The sequence below is a fragment of the Mycobacterium lepromatosis genome, from assembly GCF_000975265.2.
GTDB classification, from domain to species: Bacteria; Actinomycetota; Actinomycetes; order Mycobacteriales; family Mycobacteriaceae; genus Mycobacterium; species Mycobacterium lepromatosis.
Window position 1 is genome coordinate 2,723,293 of the sequence record NZ_CP083405.1, and the last position, 17,550, is coordinate 2,740,842.

The 17,550-nt window shown below is 54.5% G+C and carries 7 protein-coding genes and 6 pseudogenes; 9 read left to right on the forward strand and 4 right to left on the reverse strand.

Annotated elements, in window-relative coordinates:
• Positions 1-1,513 precede the first annotated feature (1,513 nt).
• Positions 1,514-1,923 (forward strand): annotated as a pseudogene (locus MLPF_RS12945) (TetR/AcrR family transcriptional regulator).
• On the opposite strand, the pseudogene MLPF_RS16565 reads toward MLPF_RS12945, so the two are convergent.
• Positions 1,872-2,189: pseudogene (locus MLPF_RS16565) on the reverse strand (nitrite reductase (NAD(P)H) small subunit). The pseudogenes MLPF_RS12945 and MLPF_RS16565 overlap by 52 nt on opposite strands.
• 1,599 nt (positions 2,190-3,788) lie before the next feature.
• Between MLPF_RS16565 and MLPF_RS12950 the strand changes: the two are divergent.
• Complete coding sequence (locus MLPF_RS12950; protein WP_236685227.1) at positions 3,789-4,130, forward strand: hypothetical protein; 342 nt, start codon at positions 3,789-3,791, stop codon at positions 4,128-4,130.
• Positions 4,131-4,448: 318 nt separating this feature from the next.
• Here MLPF_RS12950 and MLPF_RS12955 read toward each other — a convergent pair whose 3' ends face one another.
• On the reverse strand, positions 4,449-4,706 hold the full coding sequence (locus MLPF_RS12955) for a hypothetical protein (protein WP_236685228.1): 258 nt from the start codon (positions 4,704-4,706) through the stop codon (positions 4,449-4,451).
• 1,076 nt (positions 4,707-5,782) lie between these two features.
• Here MLPF_RS12955 and MLPF_RS12960 point away from each other — a divergent pair.
• From MLPF_RS12960 to MLPF_RS12970, 4 genes and pseudogenes are all read left to right on the forward strand, one after another.
• A complete protein-coding gene (locus tag MLPF_RS12960) occupies positions 5,783-6,031 on the forward strand; it encodes a hypothetical protein (RefSeq protein WP_420329663.1) in 249 nt (82 codons plus the stop codon).
• Positions 6,032-6,952: 921 nt separating this feature from the next.
• Positions 6,953-7,435, forward strand: a pseudogene (locus MLPF_RS17985) (FAD-binding protein); the annotation flags it as partial.
• Between the two features lie 100 nt (positions 7,436-7,535).
• A pseudogene (locus tag MLPF_RS17990) lies at positions 7,536-8,076 on the forward strand (FAD-binding protein); the annotation flags it as partial.
• Between the two features lie 440 nt (positions 8,077-8,516).
• A pseudogene (locus tag MLPF_RS12970) lies at positions 8,517-9,069 on the forward strand (succinate dehydrogenase/fumarate reductase iron-sulfur subunit).
• Positions 9,070-9,423: 354 nt separating this feature from the next.
• Here the strand turns inward: MLPF_RS12970 and MLPF_RS12975 are convergent.
• Positions 9,424-9,912, reverse strand: coding sequence for a flavin reductase family protein (locus MLPF_RS12975; RefSeq protein ID WP_045843911.1), 489 nt, complete (start codon positions 9,910-9,912; stop codon positions 9,424-9,426).
• A 293-nt stretch (positions 9,913-10,205) separates the two neighbouring features.
• Here MLPF_RS12975 and MLPF_RS12980 point away from each other — a divergent pair, with 293 nt between their 5' ends.
• On the forward strand, positions 10,206-10,415 hold the full coding sequence (locus MLPF_RS12980) for a hypothetical protein (RefSeq protein WP_045843912.1): 210 nt from the start codon (positions 10,206-10,208) through the stop codon (positions 10,413-10,415).
• A gap of 1,003 nt (positions 10,416-11,418) precedes the next feature.
• Positions 11,419-13,254, forward strand: coding sequence for an acyl-CoA dehydrogenase (locus tag MLPF_RS12985; RefSeq protein ID WP_045843913.1), 1,836 nt, complete (start codon positions 11,419-11,421; stop codon positions 13,252-13,254).
• Between the two features lie 385 nt (positions 13,255-13,639).
• Here MLPF_RS12985 and MLPF_RS12990 read toward each other — a convergent pair.
• Positions 13,640-14,945: pseudogene (locus tag MLPF_RS12990) on the reverse strand (acetyl-CoA C-acetyltransferase).
• Between the two features lie 184 nt (positions 14,946-15,129).
• Between MLPF_RS12990 and MLPF_RS12995 the strand changes: the two are divergent.
• A complete protein-coding gene (locus MLPF_RS12995) occupies positions 15,130-16,494 on the forward strand; it encodes a 3-oxoacyl-ACP reductase (RefSeq protein ID WP_045843914.1) in 1,365 nt (454 codons plus the stop codon).
• The last annotated feature ends 1,056 nt before the right edge of the window (positions 16,495-17,550 follow it).

Sequence of the window (17,550 nt, forward strand, 5' to 3'; positions counted from 1 at the left end):
ATTGCATCGCTGTCCAGCACACGGCTAGCTGCCCGTTGACTGAAGGTGACCGTAACGTTACTCACCAACGGCCTAAATGATATGGCGTAGTAACCGAAATCCGAATCTTCACGCGAGGTATTGAAATCCTTGCTCGAAACCGGTGCACTCGCTAAATTTTTCGTCGCCCATTTGCACAAGGCGGCGCAACTTGGAACCCATTTCTGATTTGCTCGGTGAGCTGCACGCGGGTGCCTACGTAGTGCTCATCCACGTATACCGATGTAAACCAGCTCCAGTTGGGGGCTACTTCGACCAACTAGTCAGCTCCATTACCTAACCGACAGTTCGACGCGGTGAACTCTACCTAGACGCCCGCGGCAGTGGCAGCATTCGAACGCAACAGCGAATTAGAGTTCGAGGACAAACCGCTGAAAGTGCCGCACACCGATACGCACGTAGCGTGCGTATGCCCGTTCACAGCTCAGCCGTTGACCCAGATGAGTATCCTACGTCATAGCCCAGAGTGAATGCAGTTGGGGACACATTGTGTAGCAGTTACCACCGCTGCGGTCGACCACCGTCATTGCGGACCGGCCATGTGATCGAAATTCGCTACTCCTGTATGTAGGTAGACAGCTCGGTCAAGGCGCGGTGGGGTGCAACGATGTCAACCCTGCGAGCACTGATCCAGCTCCCGGGCAATACAACCTCACGCAATTACTTGTTACGTCTAATGCCCAAACAGAAAAACGAACCGCACACGGTTGACACAGCTATGCTTTACTGCCAAAAAGTCTTGGTAGACAAGAACATTGTCAAGATTGTAGTCGACTTTATTATTGATTCGCGAGCAATACCTTAACAGGTGTTCGATGAATCTCATTCTGGCGGAACACGGCATCCGAAAACCGGGAGGTATTCCGCTTGTTGGAAACCTTGTGGCCCAGATGAACACACTAATCGGTGCTACAGTTCAGGTAGCGTTTCTCGACGTATTTGACCTCATACTGAGCAAGACGCATTCCGCGTTTTCGCTACCTAATAAGCGAATGCCCACCGACCGCAGGTCTATCGTAACCTCGGCGTTGCTGTCCCAGCGGATGCCACGTACGCACCAATCTGCCATCCCATGCCGGTGCCAGTGGAAACCCGAACGTCGGGGTCATCCCAGCTTTGGTTCTGAGAAGAGAGATATTCACCGAAGCTAGCCTACCAAATATTGAAATCAATTTATCTCTAAGGTGATACGATGATTTCGTACGGAAGCCATCACATCCGATCAAAGAACCCAAGCCTAACTGCGGGAACAGTACGGCGCTGTTATCTGCATCGATCGGATCGCCAGTAGCCTTAACATTTGCCGCCACTGGCAGTCGACAAGTAAACAAGACCGTATACACGGCATACAAAGGCACGGAAGGAAGTTCGCCCAAGATTCAAGCCGCATCACACTCGCCTCCTATCTGCTGGACGATGGGTTGTTTTACATGCCTTTGGCAACACGAACCCCTCGTGAGAACTTCTCGACCAAGTGGTAAAGATACTGCTTTTGCCTTGCGGCACAGTGGAGTGCATCGACTGAATCATCACCAGAAGCGTAAAACATTAGAAAGGCGGAAGCCGTACATACTGATCACCACATGGGATGTCTCCGAAGGAGGTCCCTTTGCCGCCAGTGCCGTCTCGTCGACTAGACTGGTCAAGACCACCGAAATCATGCAGTCCATGTTCATCGTTCCGGTGCTCAAGCTGCTGAGGGAAACAGGATAGTAATCCGGGCGTCGTTGTACGCATCGCAGCTCGTTCAGTTTGGGCATCATGTGCTCCAAGCCGCTGCATTACATGTCGGTGGACGTGTTCGTCGACTCCATAGGCCTGACGATGCAACGCTATCTTTGTCCGATTATACCGGCTAGCTCAGCTAGGCGGCCCTGTATGTGACCTTCAGTAGTTACATGTACCGGGTAGAACGGCACAAAAAACTGCATACTGGCCAATTAGCTACCATTGTCAAGTACTAATGTCTGCTACAGAATCGGCGATTTGACCGTCGCGCGACCCCGGTCGCCGACGATCCCTCGTGAGATCACCACTATCCCAAAAACTGGCCAACATTACCTATTGCGTGCACCGACCAGTTGTCAAAACGGAACAACGCCGAGGGGATGACGTCATCAAAGCAGCACACCGACACCACAACTAGGAATTGGTTAGTCGTATGTACAGGAGGTCAGCCACACCTAAATATCGTTGTTCTCCTTGATCATTGATGTCGTTTACGGACTACATGACGCCAATGAGAGCAGGAACTTTGCGGTCGAGTACTCGATGAATGTGACGGTCGTATCAACAGCTTCTGAAGCGTTGACGACGGAGTCGAAGTGCGATAGCCTTCCTCGTTCCTGTAGCAAGCCCGTCTATTCATACTTGTAGTTCTGCACATGACGCTGCATCGCAGCTTCGAATTCCTCAGCTAGACCCAACGGGTCGCCGCACACGGCCCCGAGCAGATGACCCCAGCCCGCCTTGTATCGATTCTATCCACGAGGCGGGACTTTGCAGTCAGGCATCAGTTTAGGATGTAGTAAATAAGAAAACAGTCGATGTAGCGGATCAGCATTCGGTGTTCAAACAGCTGGCCAGCAGCCGCTTGGTCAAGCATACCGCCACTGGTTGGCGCCTATGTAAACGGTTTCAGCCCTTCTCACGTGGTGATGATACCCACGTCCTTACCGCGCGCCTCGGAACACGCCCGCGAGCAACTCAAGACAACCAGCTTGATCTTGGGCAACAACGCTAAACTCCGTTAGCGCAATTCCAGGTAGATGGCCAGTTGCACCGAATCCGACTGACCGTAGCGAAACTAGCCACTATCCACACAGCTCTTAACCGTACGCATCGCCTTGCCATAGGTGTGGCGAGCTTACATGCTGCCGGCCACCAACCGTTTCCAGGTCTGCGGCAGCTGGGTCCACATGGGCTCCGAGCAAGTCGACCCTCTGGTCGACAGTGATCTTGGTGTAGAGCCCGCAGTCTTGGGCGGGCTACCTAATCAAAATCAGATGCTCCAGCTTGTCGGCAACGTACCCCACGCTATGCCATGCGAACAGCTAGCATCACGCTAGTTCGCCGGAGTGAATGTGGTCCGAACCGTTCGATGCGAGGTTTGCTTACGATCACGAGTTTACAGATGCTGCAACACTCTCCTCAGCCAAAGCGCCCCAACAGAACAAAAACGTGCAGATTTCGATGGCACCGATTATTTCAAAGAGTTCAGGTCGCGATTGACTGATGTGCTCGCACAGCGCTTTAGATTGTTCCACGCCTTCGGTTTCCAACAGCTGTTTGGGCAACGGCACACACGACTCACAGGAAGTCCCGGCCGCCGTGCATGCCCCTGAACACGGGACATCGGCGCAGGTGATTATCGTCGTCCACTCGTCGGACAGTTCGCCACCAGTACCGTAGTTCTTCTAGTCCACTGGGCTGGAGCGGTCAGCTCGAGCGGACCCCCGAGCTGACCGGTAAAACCATAGGAAGCAACACCCCCCTGTACGATACAGTATCCGCCGACCAGTACCCCATCAAGCAGGGTCTTGGCGTCATCGGAAGGCACCGTTTGGCGTATGTCTAGTTAACCGCGTCATTAATGACAACTTCGATACAGTTCTCGGTCGCACCCATCATGTCGCCGAAGTTAGCCACATCGACACTAAGCAGTTTGAGCTTGTTCAATCAGTCCGCATTTGGACACTCCACAGTCTCGTCCAGCAGCTGGTCAACTACCACCTCTGCAGAGGTGGTAGTTGACCAATCAGACCACAACACCGGCCCTCAAGCACAGCGAACTCGATTACGGCGTAAATAGCCGGATCGCTTGTTCAGGAAGACAAGCCGGTGAACATGCCGTGCAGTTCGGCGATCATCAACCACGCTGGCTAACTCGTCGCATGACGCGAACACCGCGCAGTGCGGACCACAACCCCGGCTTCTATAAATATTTTATTGTTCTGACCCTAGGTAAAGCACACCCACAGCGACCTGATTCCGTTCGAATGTTCAACAGAGTCAATCGATTAGGGACCTGTTCCGATATGCACAGCTACCCCGAGATCGATAACCATCCACGCCAGCAATGCGCCAACTAACCTCGTCACCTTAGTAGGCCATCAAGCGCAGCATAATCTCGATGACGTGTGTCTGCAAACAAAACCGGCACAGCGCGTTTGCGGCCTCGTACGCCAGCAGGCCGCCACCAAATGATCACGCCAGCGCACGCGTGGCCGGCCTCTAACGCAGAGGTAGACACCTGCCACGAATAGCGTCAAGATCGTCAACTGTACGGTAAACGTGACACTTGGACAGGCCGTAGCCGAGCATCAGCGGAACAAAACATATGACTCGACCACCTGCACCAGAGCGGCGTAACTATGCCACTCGCCGTAGGAGGTTACTTACCGATTTTGTCACGCAGCCAATGTTAACGACGAGGTTGTTGAACAGTAACCGAACCCGATCGTCAGCGGCATAATCATTACCAGGCAACACCAGCGAGTCACAATTCCAGCTAGCGCTATAGGAACAATCAGGCCGACGCGGTCGCAAGCCGCATAGACCTTCCCGGCCAGGATGGTGATTCGCCGGAACCCGCCTGACTCAGTTGCAGCGTAGCGGGCACGGAGCGCTTCCACTAGCCGGTGGTCCGCAGTGCTGTGCCCGACCACGATGAAATGGCGGTTCGCATCGTATGCGCGTTACAGACCGGCTGGAACCATGACCTTGAAGGGAAAAGGTAGGAGTAATTCAAAATCGCGGAATTATGACCCCTGTATGCCAGCATACTCACACACTACAGGGGCAGGTGTAACGCCACCCGCCACCAACGAACGCCCACAATGGACATTAAGCGCGGTCAATTCATGTTTATACAAGTGACCGGCCAGCAAGGCGACAGACACAACGATTCACAACTAAACGTAAGAAAATGTCGATGAGAAACCTCGTCCTGTGGCCGCGACCGACCTGGGACACCGAACGATGACTACGCGACGTTTCGGCCCCACTACGGTGGACTGGTTCAAGCCCGTTACCGAGTGGAGTAAGCCCGACCTTAAACCCGGCAGCGCAAAGCGTCAAAAATGGCGACAACGCAGTGTCACTTGGAACTGTCGGGTGTTGACTTGGACAAAGACGTCAACATAAAAGGTCGACCATGAGCACTCGGGTATTCACGATGAACATCGCGATGAGCACACCGGGGACGGAAGTGCGCTGACCGCACGCTCTGCGTGAGGTCCGTCACAGATTGTTTCACCGGGCCTTCCAGCTGACCAAGTACGTTAACAGTGAGGCCATCACGGCTTCCTATGATGCCAGTATACTGACGGTGCGGGTCACCAATGCGGGTCACCAATGCTTTTAAGGTATCCGGACGCGGGCCAGGCGCAGCGTATAGCTATCACTTAAGTAACTTCAGCGCCAAGCGATGCAGATCAATCCGGACGGGGTCATCAGCTCCGTCGCATCCATCCGATCGGCCACCGGACAACTCCCCATGGTGAGAACAACAGACCCAGCGTCCTTTCCAGCAGAGCTATCGTCCATTCAGCGTACGTGATCTGACCCGATGAAGGCACCGTTGGTTCTCCTTTTCGTAGATTACGCTACATGACTTATCTCACATAAGGGCCGCGCCGTGGGTAGTATCGGGTGCATACTGTGATCCATCACACCGTCTGCCGAGGAGATCCGTTTGTATGCCACTACTGAACTCACCGAACTGCACGACCTCATCAGAAGAATGCGATGGTCCGTAGCTTCGTTGAAGACGAGATACGGCGACAGTCCCGCAATTCGTCGCATCGCTATCGACGCTGATCGGATCCTCAGCGACGTCGAATTGCTTGATGCTGACATATCCGAATTGGACTTGGCTCGCGCCACTGTTCAACAGTCGAGCGAGAAAATCGCTATTCCCGACACCCAGTACGACAGCGACTTCTGGCGTGACGTTGACGACGAAGGCGTCGGGGGCCACAGCAGATCCTGATAATCAAACCCCCCGAACATCAAAGGGGAGGCGCTCTAATGTACTCTCCGAGCAGGGAACACGGGAAAAGGATCCCAGTAAATGAGCGTACCCACGGCAAGCCGGTCCTGCTGCCAGTATTTCCTCAGCTGCTCAGACCCAAAGAACATAACGAACGCTCTACACTGACTGGCAATGATTGCCGTTTCTGATAATCAATATCGGTTTTCGGCGTTCATTCTTTATGCCACCATCCGAGTGTTCTGGGGTAGCAACTATTGCGCAGCTTAATGCCACTACTTGATGCCGTTCTATTTGCCGTGTATCAGTATCTGCTGCGGGCCCGGAGCTAGGCACTTCTGCGTCTGGTTGGGGCATTTTCCCATGGTAGATTGCTGGAATACTAGCATTACCATTCCTGCTTGAGTTTCGACTTACCTGCTACCAGATATAATGCAAAACTTGCTGTATCACTGACCAGAGGGGGCGTGTCTGAACCAGGTGCATAATACACCGGTGAAGCCTGGCTTACGCTGATCACCCAAAACACCCACCGCATACCTCTTCCTAATATAAGGCTGGCAGTTTCGGTGAGAGAAAGACATGACATGACAATGGCGTTCTACCCACCCTCCGGCTTAGACAACGTCATTTTGGTGTCCAATGTGCTTTTATTTTGATGATACGCCATCTCGTGCCATTCGTGTCGGCGCATCCGTGGCAGTCGACTCAAGCATTTCTCCAAACACCCAATACAGTACTAGATCGGAACACAGGTCAGGAACTTGAACATCCGTCAGATGCAATTCGTATGGATCACACTGGGCGCATTGGCGCTGACCGACTTCTACATCATGCTGGTGGCTAACAGCACCATCACAAAAATCGGATTTGTTGGCTTAGAAGACGGTCGAAATACCGGCAAGGACTGAGCGAGGTTCCATGGTTGAGGTCGAACGCCACTCCTACGACGTGGTGGTGATCGGGTGGCAACGACACGATAATACATGCGGTTATCGAGACAGGTGAAAAGGGTCGGCGGGTCACAGTAGTGTGTAAATCCCTGTTCGGAGAGGCCCACACGGTGATGGCCAAGGGCGGTTGCGGACCGCCATAGACAATACCAACCCGAAGAACGATTTGCGGACCCATTTCGCCGACACGATGCGTGGTGAGAAATTCCTCAACAACTGGCAGATGGCCGAACTGCACGCCAAGGAGGCACTGGACCGCGTTTGGGGACTAGAGACCTACGCCACGTTGTTCGACCGCACCAAAGATGGCCAGATCGGTCAAAGCAACTTTGGCGGACATACCTACCCGCGGCTGGCGCACATCGGCGACCACACCGGCCTAGAGTTGATCCGCACCATGCAACAGAAGAGCGTCTCGCTGCAGCAGCAAGATGACGTCGAACTCGGTTATTAAGTTAGTCAGTTATTAACGAAGTGCGGATCAAGGCTTTCGCCGAGTGAAAGATCCCCGAGCTGACAAAAGGATGGTCCAAAAAAACGGGGAACGGGTAGCCGGCACGTTCGGCTACTTGTGCGAAAGCAGTCGGTTCGTAGTGTTCGAGGCGTCCGCTGTTGTGCCGGCCCCCGGCAACATCGGCAAGTCATTCAAGGTGGCTTCGAATTTCTGAGAGGACACTGGAGACGAGAATGTCCTGGCGCTGCGAGATGGCGCATCGCTAATCAACATGGAGTGCGTCTAGTTTCACTAGACGGGCATGGGGTGACCCCCAGCGTGACAGGCATCCTGGGCACCAAAGGTATTCATTCGCAGCGGCGGGGTTCTGAAGAACTCAAACAGCAAACGGTTCATGTTCGACTACATAAAGCCGGTGTTCAAAGGCCAGTACATTTAAACCGAACAAGAAGCCAGCCAATGGCTAAGGACAATCACTTCGCCTATAACACGCCGGACTTGCTGCCGCACGATGAAGTTGCGCAAGACCAATTCCGAGGTTAAAACCGGCCGAAGCAGCCCGCACGGCGCGGCCTACATCGACATCACGTACCATAATGATGCCTGCAGACATCAAGCTACGGTTACCGTCAATGTATCTCAGTTCATGTAGCTCGCCGATATCGACATCGCCGCACAATTACCACCTAGGCTAGAATCTAACACTGATCTACGCAACATGCTGCCCGGTAAGCGAGTTCGTGGCTACGGCTACTCTGGAAAGCACCAAAAGCTGCAGCAGCCCTTCCGATATGGACCCCTTGCTTGACGCAAGACCTTGTTAGTGTGTCGGGCAAAGCAAAACATCAGCGGCAAAGCTGACAGTGCGCACGTCACCATCACCTACAAACCTCAGGTAACCATGCAGCCCGACTAGCTGGAACTCTTCGAAATCTCGGGATTAACGAAATCTTAAACCGATGAAGAGCTGGTCGAACGGCCAAGACGAAAATGCTACATGACCTACAACGTGAGGATGCGAGTATAGCGCGGCGACGAAGATGGTAGCGCACTCTGTGACTGCACCGTCACCGTCGAAATCAACGAGATCGTGCTTGACATCATTCTCCGGCTGCAACGTACGCAGACTCCCGACCAACCGCGCGGTGCGCTGGAACTGCAGGGCCGGTGCGGATCATGCCCGTCGGAGATCAACGGCAAACCAGGACTGATGTGTATGATTCGGATGTTGACATTCGGAGAAAACGCGGGAGGTCCCAGCGCTTGCGCTACTCGAGGCACTGCAGTCCGGTGAATATCTTATGACGCAAGTTGACGTCCAACACTCGCAGGAATTCCGAAAATGCATCGAATGCTTCCTGTACCAAAATATCTGCCACGTGGTACGCGACGACTAGAAAACAATCAGGAGTTCGCCGGACTGCGGTTCTCGATGCGGATCGTCAAGCTGGAGATGCATCTGCTGAACACTCGCGACCGACATCAATAATAACGGTATGCACATAGAGCTTGGCCTGGATTACTACTACTACACCAAGAGCTGAAACGAGATTTCACCAGAAAACATCTATAGAGCATCGATACCGATGAAAGAGCTAGTCGACGAACGCAAAACCGATCCTGTGGTATGACTGAGTAGCAAGTTGTTTCGCCGCTGAGAGTTGCGACTACTTGAATAGAAGATTTTAGTTATTCTAGCTACATAATCCTGAAAAGCAATAATAGCACTGAAACCATACCGAATCTCAGGCACCGAAATTGCAAGCTGTGCTGATCTTCTCGTGTCGTCGCAGTGGCTTAAGTGTCGCGGTCTTCGATGCGAGTATCTTGCGCCCAGTCCCTTAGTGTTGTTCACGTTTGTGTGATATTCTTAACGCACGCGAGCAAATGAAGGCAAATCTACAACGGTCACCCATCCGTGCAGGGTCCACCCTAAGTACACATTACAGGACACCTTCACTTCGAAATAAACGCTCGTTGTGCTGTCAGAAGCCGAGCCGACGAAACATGCTGCGGTGGAACACAATGGGCTCCACGTCGGGATCGACGGTGACCTGGCTAACCCGAAGCACCACAATAGTGTGGTCACCAGCAGGAATCAGCTGCTTGATCGCACTTTCTAGCCATAGGCTGGTTCCTTTGATGAAGACCGCGCCGGTGTCGCTGGACACCGTTTCTAAACCGGCGAACCTATCCTCAGTCTTGGTGGCCAGCGTGCGCGCCACCTCGTCATGGGCCTCGCCCAGCACACTGATGCCCAGCATCGGTACAGCTTTGAGCTTGAGCCACGCCATCGAAACGTTCTGCACACAAAACGACACCAGCGGCGGCTCTAAGGACACAGGAACAAAGGTGCTGGCCGCTAGACCTTCCCGAACTCCTTCGACCTCAGCCGCGATAGCCACCACCCCTGACGGGAAGTGGCCGAAGGCCTCACGAAGTGAGGACGGTGTCAGGCTGTTCATTTCTCGCATTAGACCCTATCCGCTGGGTTGCACACAGACCAGGAGTGCCTGGTGAATACCCTTGCGAGGTGGGAATATCCGGGTGCTACCGCAATCTGCTCTTCCAAGCATTGCACCCATAAACCGAGAAATATTTAGAAATATTTAGAGTCGGACAGGTCTGACCGGTTTTCGGGCAACACCGACCGGGTAACCACACGGACTGCTAGTTAGGCGGATGACGACAGCATCGATATCCACGCGTCCAGCCGTGGATTAAAATTGAGGAAGTACGGCACCGCAATCTGTTCGGCCGCCAGTTGATGCAGGGTGACCCGATGTTCGGTGGCATGCAGTTAGCCGACCGTCGTGATCTGGAGCAACTCGCCAATGTTGACGACAAACACCCCGCCTCGTGGCTCAACGTCGATCCAGTCTCAGTTCCCAGCGTGGTCCCCACCATGACCGGAGTAGCGACACATTGGCAGGCATTGGCTACCAGGGCCGGGCAGAGGCAGGGGGGAGCGCCCTAGCATCCCGGTGTACAATGCGCACCCACACCGTGGGCGATGGCCGCGGGTGCGCAGGATACCGGACAACTTTAATTAGCGAATTAGCGCGACGAATATCCCAGCGAAGTCTGAATCGAACACGTTAGGCGGGCCGCCCGATGTCCGCACCATACCGCACATCGTAGCGGCCCACTAGCCGAGCATCCCGGGCAACATAGCTGACCATCGCGTGGATTCCTGCAACCACAGATGGTTCAGATCATCGATCCTAAATGATCAGTATACGCTTCAGGCCGATGTCGATATGGGGATTCCGCGACCATCGCGGTCGCCGGTGCGGGGCCGGGGTCCTCGAGCAGAGCTGCGGCGGTGTTGGTTTCCGCCGACAATACGTGCCAGACGGTCATTGGATCGTCGCCGAACGACACGCGCGGACGTTACCAGCTGATCGAATCCAGCGGCAGCCGTAGGCTTGGTTGCGCATCATCTGCGAGCATCCTGCCTAACGGCGGGGCATTGCCGTCACCAAGGCTGAAGCCAGTATAGAACAATTGACAGGTGGTCTTGTTGAGCGGCCTACCTCATACCGACCCGAGATCGGGTTTAGGCTGGTATGGATCTATTTGGCGGTAGTTGAGTGAGGTCGATTACGCTAATTAATCGGCCGTCGTTATGGGCAGTATAGCAACTCCAGCAGCTGGTTGGTGATGATGTTGAGTAACACTGAGGTTATCTTGTACACCATCGTTGCAGATGACAGGGGCTTCCGGTGCCATACAAAGATCCTCGTCAACTGGTTGGTAGGTTGACCGGTGCAATAGTAATTCGCATCTGTTTACGTTGAACTATAGCCGACTTAATATATTTAATATATTGTTGATATATCGCTATATTACTTGGCTGGATATATTTTTGATTGAACTAGATTGACTGATGATATATTTTATTCAGCGTTACTGGTGGGTAACTTAGTCCAGGGTACCCAACCTCTTGATGATTTTCTCAACATACTAGGAGGAACGTAGTGAGTCACTACAAAAGCAACGTTCGCGACCAGGTTTTTAACCTCTTCGAGGTGTTGGGCGTGAACAAGGCTTTCAGTGCAGGCGAGTTCAACACTCTGGACACCGACACTGCCCAGGAAATACTGACCGAGGTCAGCCGTCTAGCCGAAGGACCCGTCGCCGCATCGTTCGCTGAAGGCGACCGCAACCCGCCAGTATTCCACCCCGAAACTCACTCGATTACGCTGCCAGAGTCATTCAAGAAATCCTGCAGAGCAGTAGCCGAAGCCGGTTGGAACAAGGCTGGCATCGACGAAGCGCTCGGTGGTATACCGATGCCAAAGGCGCTAGTATGGGCGCTGCACGAGCATCTGATGGGCGCTAACCCGGCGGTGTGGATTTATGCTGGTGGCGCCGGCTTCGCTAACATCCTCTACCACCTCGGCACCGAGGAGCAAAAAAAGTGGGCGGTGTGGGCCGTCGAGCGCAATTGGGGTTCGACCATGGTGCTCACCGAGCCAGATGCCGGCTCGGACGTGGGTGCCGGCCGGACCAAGGCCGTTCAGCAAGAAGACGAGTCCTGGCACATTGATGGAATCAAACGATTCATCACCTCAGGTGACTCCGACGACTTATTCGAAAACATCTTCCACCTCGTGCTGGCCCGCCCTGAGGGTGCCGGGCCTGGCACCAAAGGCCTGTCACTGTTTTTCGTGCCCAAATTCCTATTCGACTTCGAAACCGGCGAACTCGGCGAACGCAACGGCGTCTTCGTCACCAACGTCGAGCATAAAATGGGCCTTAAGGTCTCGGCTACCTGTGAACTGTCCTTTGGCCAGCACGGCGTGCCCGCTAAAGGCTGGCTGGTAGGCGAGGTGCACGATGGCATCGCGCAGATGTTTGAGATCATCGAGCAGGCACGCATGATGGTCGGCACCAAGGCGATTGCTACCCTGTCGACCGGCTACTTGAACGCGCTGGAATACGCAAAGTCCCGTGTGCAGGGTGCCGACCTGACCCAGATGACCGACAAGACCGCACCACGAGTGACCATAACACATCACCCTGATGTGCGCCGGTCGCTGATGACTCAAAAAGCCTACGCCGAGGGTCTGCGGGCGCTGTACCTCTACACCGCCACGTTCCAGGACGCAGCAGTTGCCGAAGCGGTGCACGGCGTGGACGCCAAGCTGGCGGTCAAGATCAACGATCTGATGCTGCCCTTAGTCAAAGGCGTGGGCTCCGAGCAAGCCTACGCGAAACTCACCGAGAGCCTGCAGACCCTGGGTGGTTCGGGGTTCTTGCAAGACTACCCGATTGAGCAATACATCCGTGACGCGAAGATCGACTCACTGTACGAAGGCACCACCGCCATCCAGGCGCAGGATTTTTTCTTCCGCAAGATCGTCCGCGACAAAGGCGTGGCACTGTCCTATGTGTCGGGCCAAATCCAGCAGTTCGTCGACAGCGAGACTGGTAACGGTCGACTGAAAAGTGAACGCGAATTGCTGGCCAAGGCCCTAACCGACATCCACGGGATGGAAACCTCACTAACCGGCTACCTGATGGCAGCACAGCAAGACGTCACCAGCTTATACAAGGTGGGTCTGGGGTCAGTGCGCTTCCTAATGAGCGTCGGTGACCTGATCATCGGCTGGTTGCTGCAGCGCCAGGCCGCGGTGGCCGTGCAGGCACTCGATGCCGGCGCTATCGGCGCTGAGCGTTCCTTTTACGAAGGCAAGGTCGCGGTGTCGTCGTTCTTCGCGAAGAACTTCTTGCCACTTTTGACCAGCACTCGCGAGGTGCTTGAAGTTCTGGACAACGACATCATGGAGCTTGACGAAGCCGCCTTCTAGCCGACGGCAAGCATAACTGCAAGGTCCCCCGCTTCCACGTTGAAGCGGGGGACCTTGAATCCGGTGGTCGTAGCCTTTTCCGCCCGGTAGTCTCTAAAAAATGTAAGTGATATCTAAAAATGCCGCCGCTGGATACTTTCACACTCCTTCCAACAACGGAACAACGGCCTTTTCGTGCTCCCACCCTATGTCCGCTGACCAACGATCGACCCAAAGAATGCCCCGTCTTGCTGTCTGGGGCGGGGATTCAAATCAGACACGAGGCCGCCAACCATCGAAAATACCCCATCTAGCGTATCTAGCTTAAGCACCAACCGCACAGCACAAATTCTCACGGCACCGCCCCTGTCTCGTCTTATGGTTAGGGGGAAACTGGTAACCTGCCTCAAGCCTCTAGAATCACAGCTGCACCCTGAACGCCGGCAGCACAAATCGAAACCAAAGCCCGCAACGGCCCGCCCCCCCTTTTCTTTGTGCTGCTTTCTGCTCGGCAAGTTGTTTGGCGGTCTGCACAAGTATACGTCCGCCGGTGGTAGCAAAGGGATGACCAGCAGCCAATGATGAACCGTTGACATTGAGCTTAGACCGATCGATCGGCCCAAGCGCGACATTGAGGCCCAACCCGCCCTACAAGACTCCTCGGACTCCCGCGCCTGCAGATGCGCCAGCACCACCGAGGCAAGTCCCTCATGGATTTCGTAGAAATCGAAAGCCTGAACGCCCAGCCCGTCGCGGGCTAACAGCCAAGGCACCGCGTAAGTCGGCGTCATTAGCAGGCAGTCACTTCCGCTCACGTAGTTAACCGCAGCGATCTCCGCATCTACCCAGTAGGCAAACGGGGTCAACGCATGCGCAGCTACCCATTGTTCGGTGGCGGGCAACGCGACCGAGGCGCCGGCGGTCAGCGGAGTGCAATTTCCCGCCATCATCGTCGCGTCACCGGCCTGAACCTCCGAAAACCGGGCGCAATGTGGCCAACTGTTCTACATGAGAGTTGGGCCGTAGATTGTCATCGCGGTAGAGCCCCAAAAACGGCGTGACAGGTACATCGAAAAAGCCCAGATCGTAGGCTTCAGCCATATTGCGATAGCTAGCGGCAGCCAGCTCGTCTTGTTCAACCCGCTTGATCCCTATTTTCTTGGCGGTGGCGGCCGTGCTCTCCCATCGACAGTCCAGTGCGGGGCTCACTGTTGGCGGGGATTTCGACCCCGATACTGGTAAACAGTGTACCCACCAGCTTCAGCCGTTGCACGTCGGATTCGAATCGGCGCAGCTTCAGCAAGTTGTCATCCAGGCCGATCGGCGCGTCCGAAGTGGTGTCGACTCCGCCGGCAACAGCCACCTCATAGCGGCCAACGGCAATGCCATCAGCTGCCACGACCGCTGCTTGCAGACCAGTTCCGCAAGCTTGCCGCAGGTCGAACGCAGGTGTGTATGGCGACAGCTGCGACCCCAGCACGCATTCGCGTATCAGGTTAAAGTCGCGGCTGTGCTTGAGTACAGCGCCGCCAATCACCATGCCTAATCGTTCACCAGCCAGACCGGAAAGGTCCACCAGACCACTCAAAAGCCGCGGTGAACATGTCCTGGTTGGACGCCGTCGGCATAAGCGCCATCTGATCTCGCGAACAGAATGCGATCGTGGCGCCCAGTACGACGATTCTTTGCTTAGCGAGCGTGGCCTTCTGAATGGTTTTGTTACGTGCTACACAACTTGCAGAGGCCACTTGTAATCTCCGTGTATCTCCGGAGCTTATCAGTTGGGGGATAAGCTCTTAAAAGTCACAATACCCCCTGCTATTACTCTCAAGTAAGTTTGTTTTCCTCGATACTGTTGGCTCAAATAATGGCACACCCGACACGGAAGGCAGCTCAATGGCCCCCAAGCGCTCATCCGATCTGCTCTCAAAGATTGTCGGCTCCGGTCCTGGATCGTTTGTGGCGAAACAACTTGGCGTTCCGCGACCCGAAACACTTCGACGCTACCGGCCGAGCGATGCCCCGCTATCCGGATCCCTGCTAATCGGCGGTGGCGGCAGGCTGGTCAAGCCGTTGCGTGCGACGCTAAAAAAGGACTACGACCTGATAGACAACAACCTGGACGGTCGCTGGACCGACTCATTCGGTGGGCTCGTCTTCGACGCCACGGGTATTACGGCGCCGATCAAACTGAAAGGACTGCACAATTTTTTCACTCCCCTGCTGCGTAACCTTAGCCGCTGTGCACGCGTCGTGGTCATCGGCACCACACCCGAGGCGGCCAGCAGCACCGACGAATGGATCGCACAGCGCGCGCTGGAGGGTTTCACCCGCTCGCTGGGCAAGGAATTGCGCCACGGCGCCACGGTGGCGCTGGTGTACATATCACCAGATGCGAAACCGGCCGCCACGGGCCTGGCTTCCACCATGCGATTCATCCTGTCAGCCAAGTCGGCCTACGTCAACGGCCAGGTTTTCTATGTCGGGGCAGCCGACTCCACCCCACCGACCGATTGGGATCGGCCGCTGGATAGCAAAGTAGCCATCGTGACCGGCGCAGCACGCGGTATCGGTGCGGCCATAGCCGAGGTGTTCACCAGAGATGGCGCCCGGGTCATCGCGATCGACGTGGAATCCGCAGCCGAGGCGCTGGATGAAACCGCCAACCGGGTCGGTGGTACAGCACTGTCGCTCGACGTCACCGCGGATGATGCCATCGACAAAATCACCCAGCACCTGCGTGACAATCACGGCGGGCACGCCGACATCTTGGTCAACAACGCTGGTATCACCCGCGACAAACTGTTGGTCAACATGGACGATTCCAGATGGGATGCCGTCTTGGAGGTTAATCTTCTTGCCCCGCAACGTCTTACCGAAGAGTTAGTCGGGAACGGCAGCATCAGTGAAGGCGGGCGGGTGATCGTCCTGTCGTCGATGGCCGGCATTGCGGGCAACCGCGGTCAGACGAACTACGCCACCACTAAGGCCGGGATGATTGGTCTCACCCAGGCACTAGCATCGAGACTGACCGAGAAAAGCATCACGATCAACGCCGTCGCACCGGGATTCATCGAAACTCCAATGACGGCCGATATCCCGCTGGCCACCCGTGAAGTGGGACGCCGACTGAACTCGTTGCTGCAGGGTGGCCTGCCCGTAGATGTTGCCGAGACCATTGCCTACTTCGCTATGCCGGCGTCCAACGCTGTGACAGGAAATATTATTCGTGTCTGCGGCCAGGCAATGCCCGGTGCATAACCTCATCGAATCGTTCCACTCGACGCTGAAGCGAAAACCTCTGTGCGGCAACACTTACACCAACATGGACAGATCAACCAACTGCTATGAAAAATTTGTGCGATAACCTCGTTTATCGTGCGTCCTGCTATCGTGACGGCTTTATAAAAATATCGTGGTGACTAAAATTTTTAGTAGCCAGTAAATATTTAATATCGATGACAGCACCATTTAATCGGCCGACTAAACGTTGTCAAACTACGTGTGTCGAGTCGAGGTCAACTCTTTCGGACTTCTTACGACTTTGCAGAATAGTATATTTAGTATATTGCAGCATCCAAAAGATTCTTATATCCAAAGAAGTTTGATGGACCCAATAGAGCAAGCCCGACATAATCGCTAAAAAATCAACAAGATTGCTGCGAAGTTAACGAATACAAGCTCTTCATAAGCTGTTTCGGCCGTTTCCATTGGATGGGATTGTACCGACACTCCGGTTCCACCTGCACGTGCGGAACCCTAGCGTTGGTGGCTACTACTCTTCGCCATGTGCTGCCGGACGTCTCTTGAAGGAATAGGGTGCAGAAAGCAGGTGCCGTCGTTTGCCATGACGTCCAGGGTGCAACACTATAACGGCCGCGCAGGAGAACTTCGGCGGTGGGGATCTTACGCACCATAAAAGAAAAATTTTACCACGTGCACAACTGGATATCCGCTGGACCGAAGACTGATTGCATGATTTCCTCAGCGGCTGTTTCTCTTCAGAGATCTGCAACCTTAAGTGGTGCTTTACTATTTGTGCATCAGTCCACCGAGTCAGCTAGCATTCTCGCTCAAAATGGAGATTAAAGCGGCTTACGGTAGCGGATTCTCTGATCATGCACAAGAGTTGCCCTCCGAAATCCTGTAGATACCACACCGATTCGATTACCCCGTGAGGATATGCACGCATGCCTTACGGACCTGTTAGAACTCTTGATACACACCTACTGTCAACACCCTGCACGACCCTAGGGTCATATATGATATTGATGTCACCGAAATTGTCTTCTTGCAGCCTGAACAAGATTGACATTC

Bases quoted from the DNA above. Each gene is read 5' to 3' on its own strand.
- MLPF_RS12960 (WP_420329663.1), top strand. From the start codon at position 5,783: ATGCGATGGTCCGTAGCTTCGTTGAAGACGAGATACGGCGACAGTCCC.
- MLPF_RS12975 (WP_045843911.1), bottom strand. From the start codon at position 9,912: ATGCGAGAAATGAACAGCCTGACACCGTCCTCACTTCGTGAGGCCTTC.
- MLPF_RS12980 (WP_045843912.1), top strand. From the start codon at position 10,206: ATGCAGGGTGACCCGATGTTCGGTGGCATGCAGTTAGCCGACCGTCGT.
- MLPF_RS12995 (WP_045843914.1), top strand. From the start codon at position 15,130: ATGGCCCCCAAGCGCTCATCCGATCTGCTCTCAAAGATTGTCGGCTCC.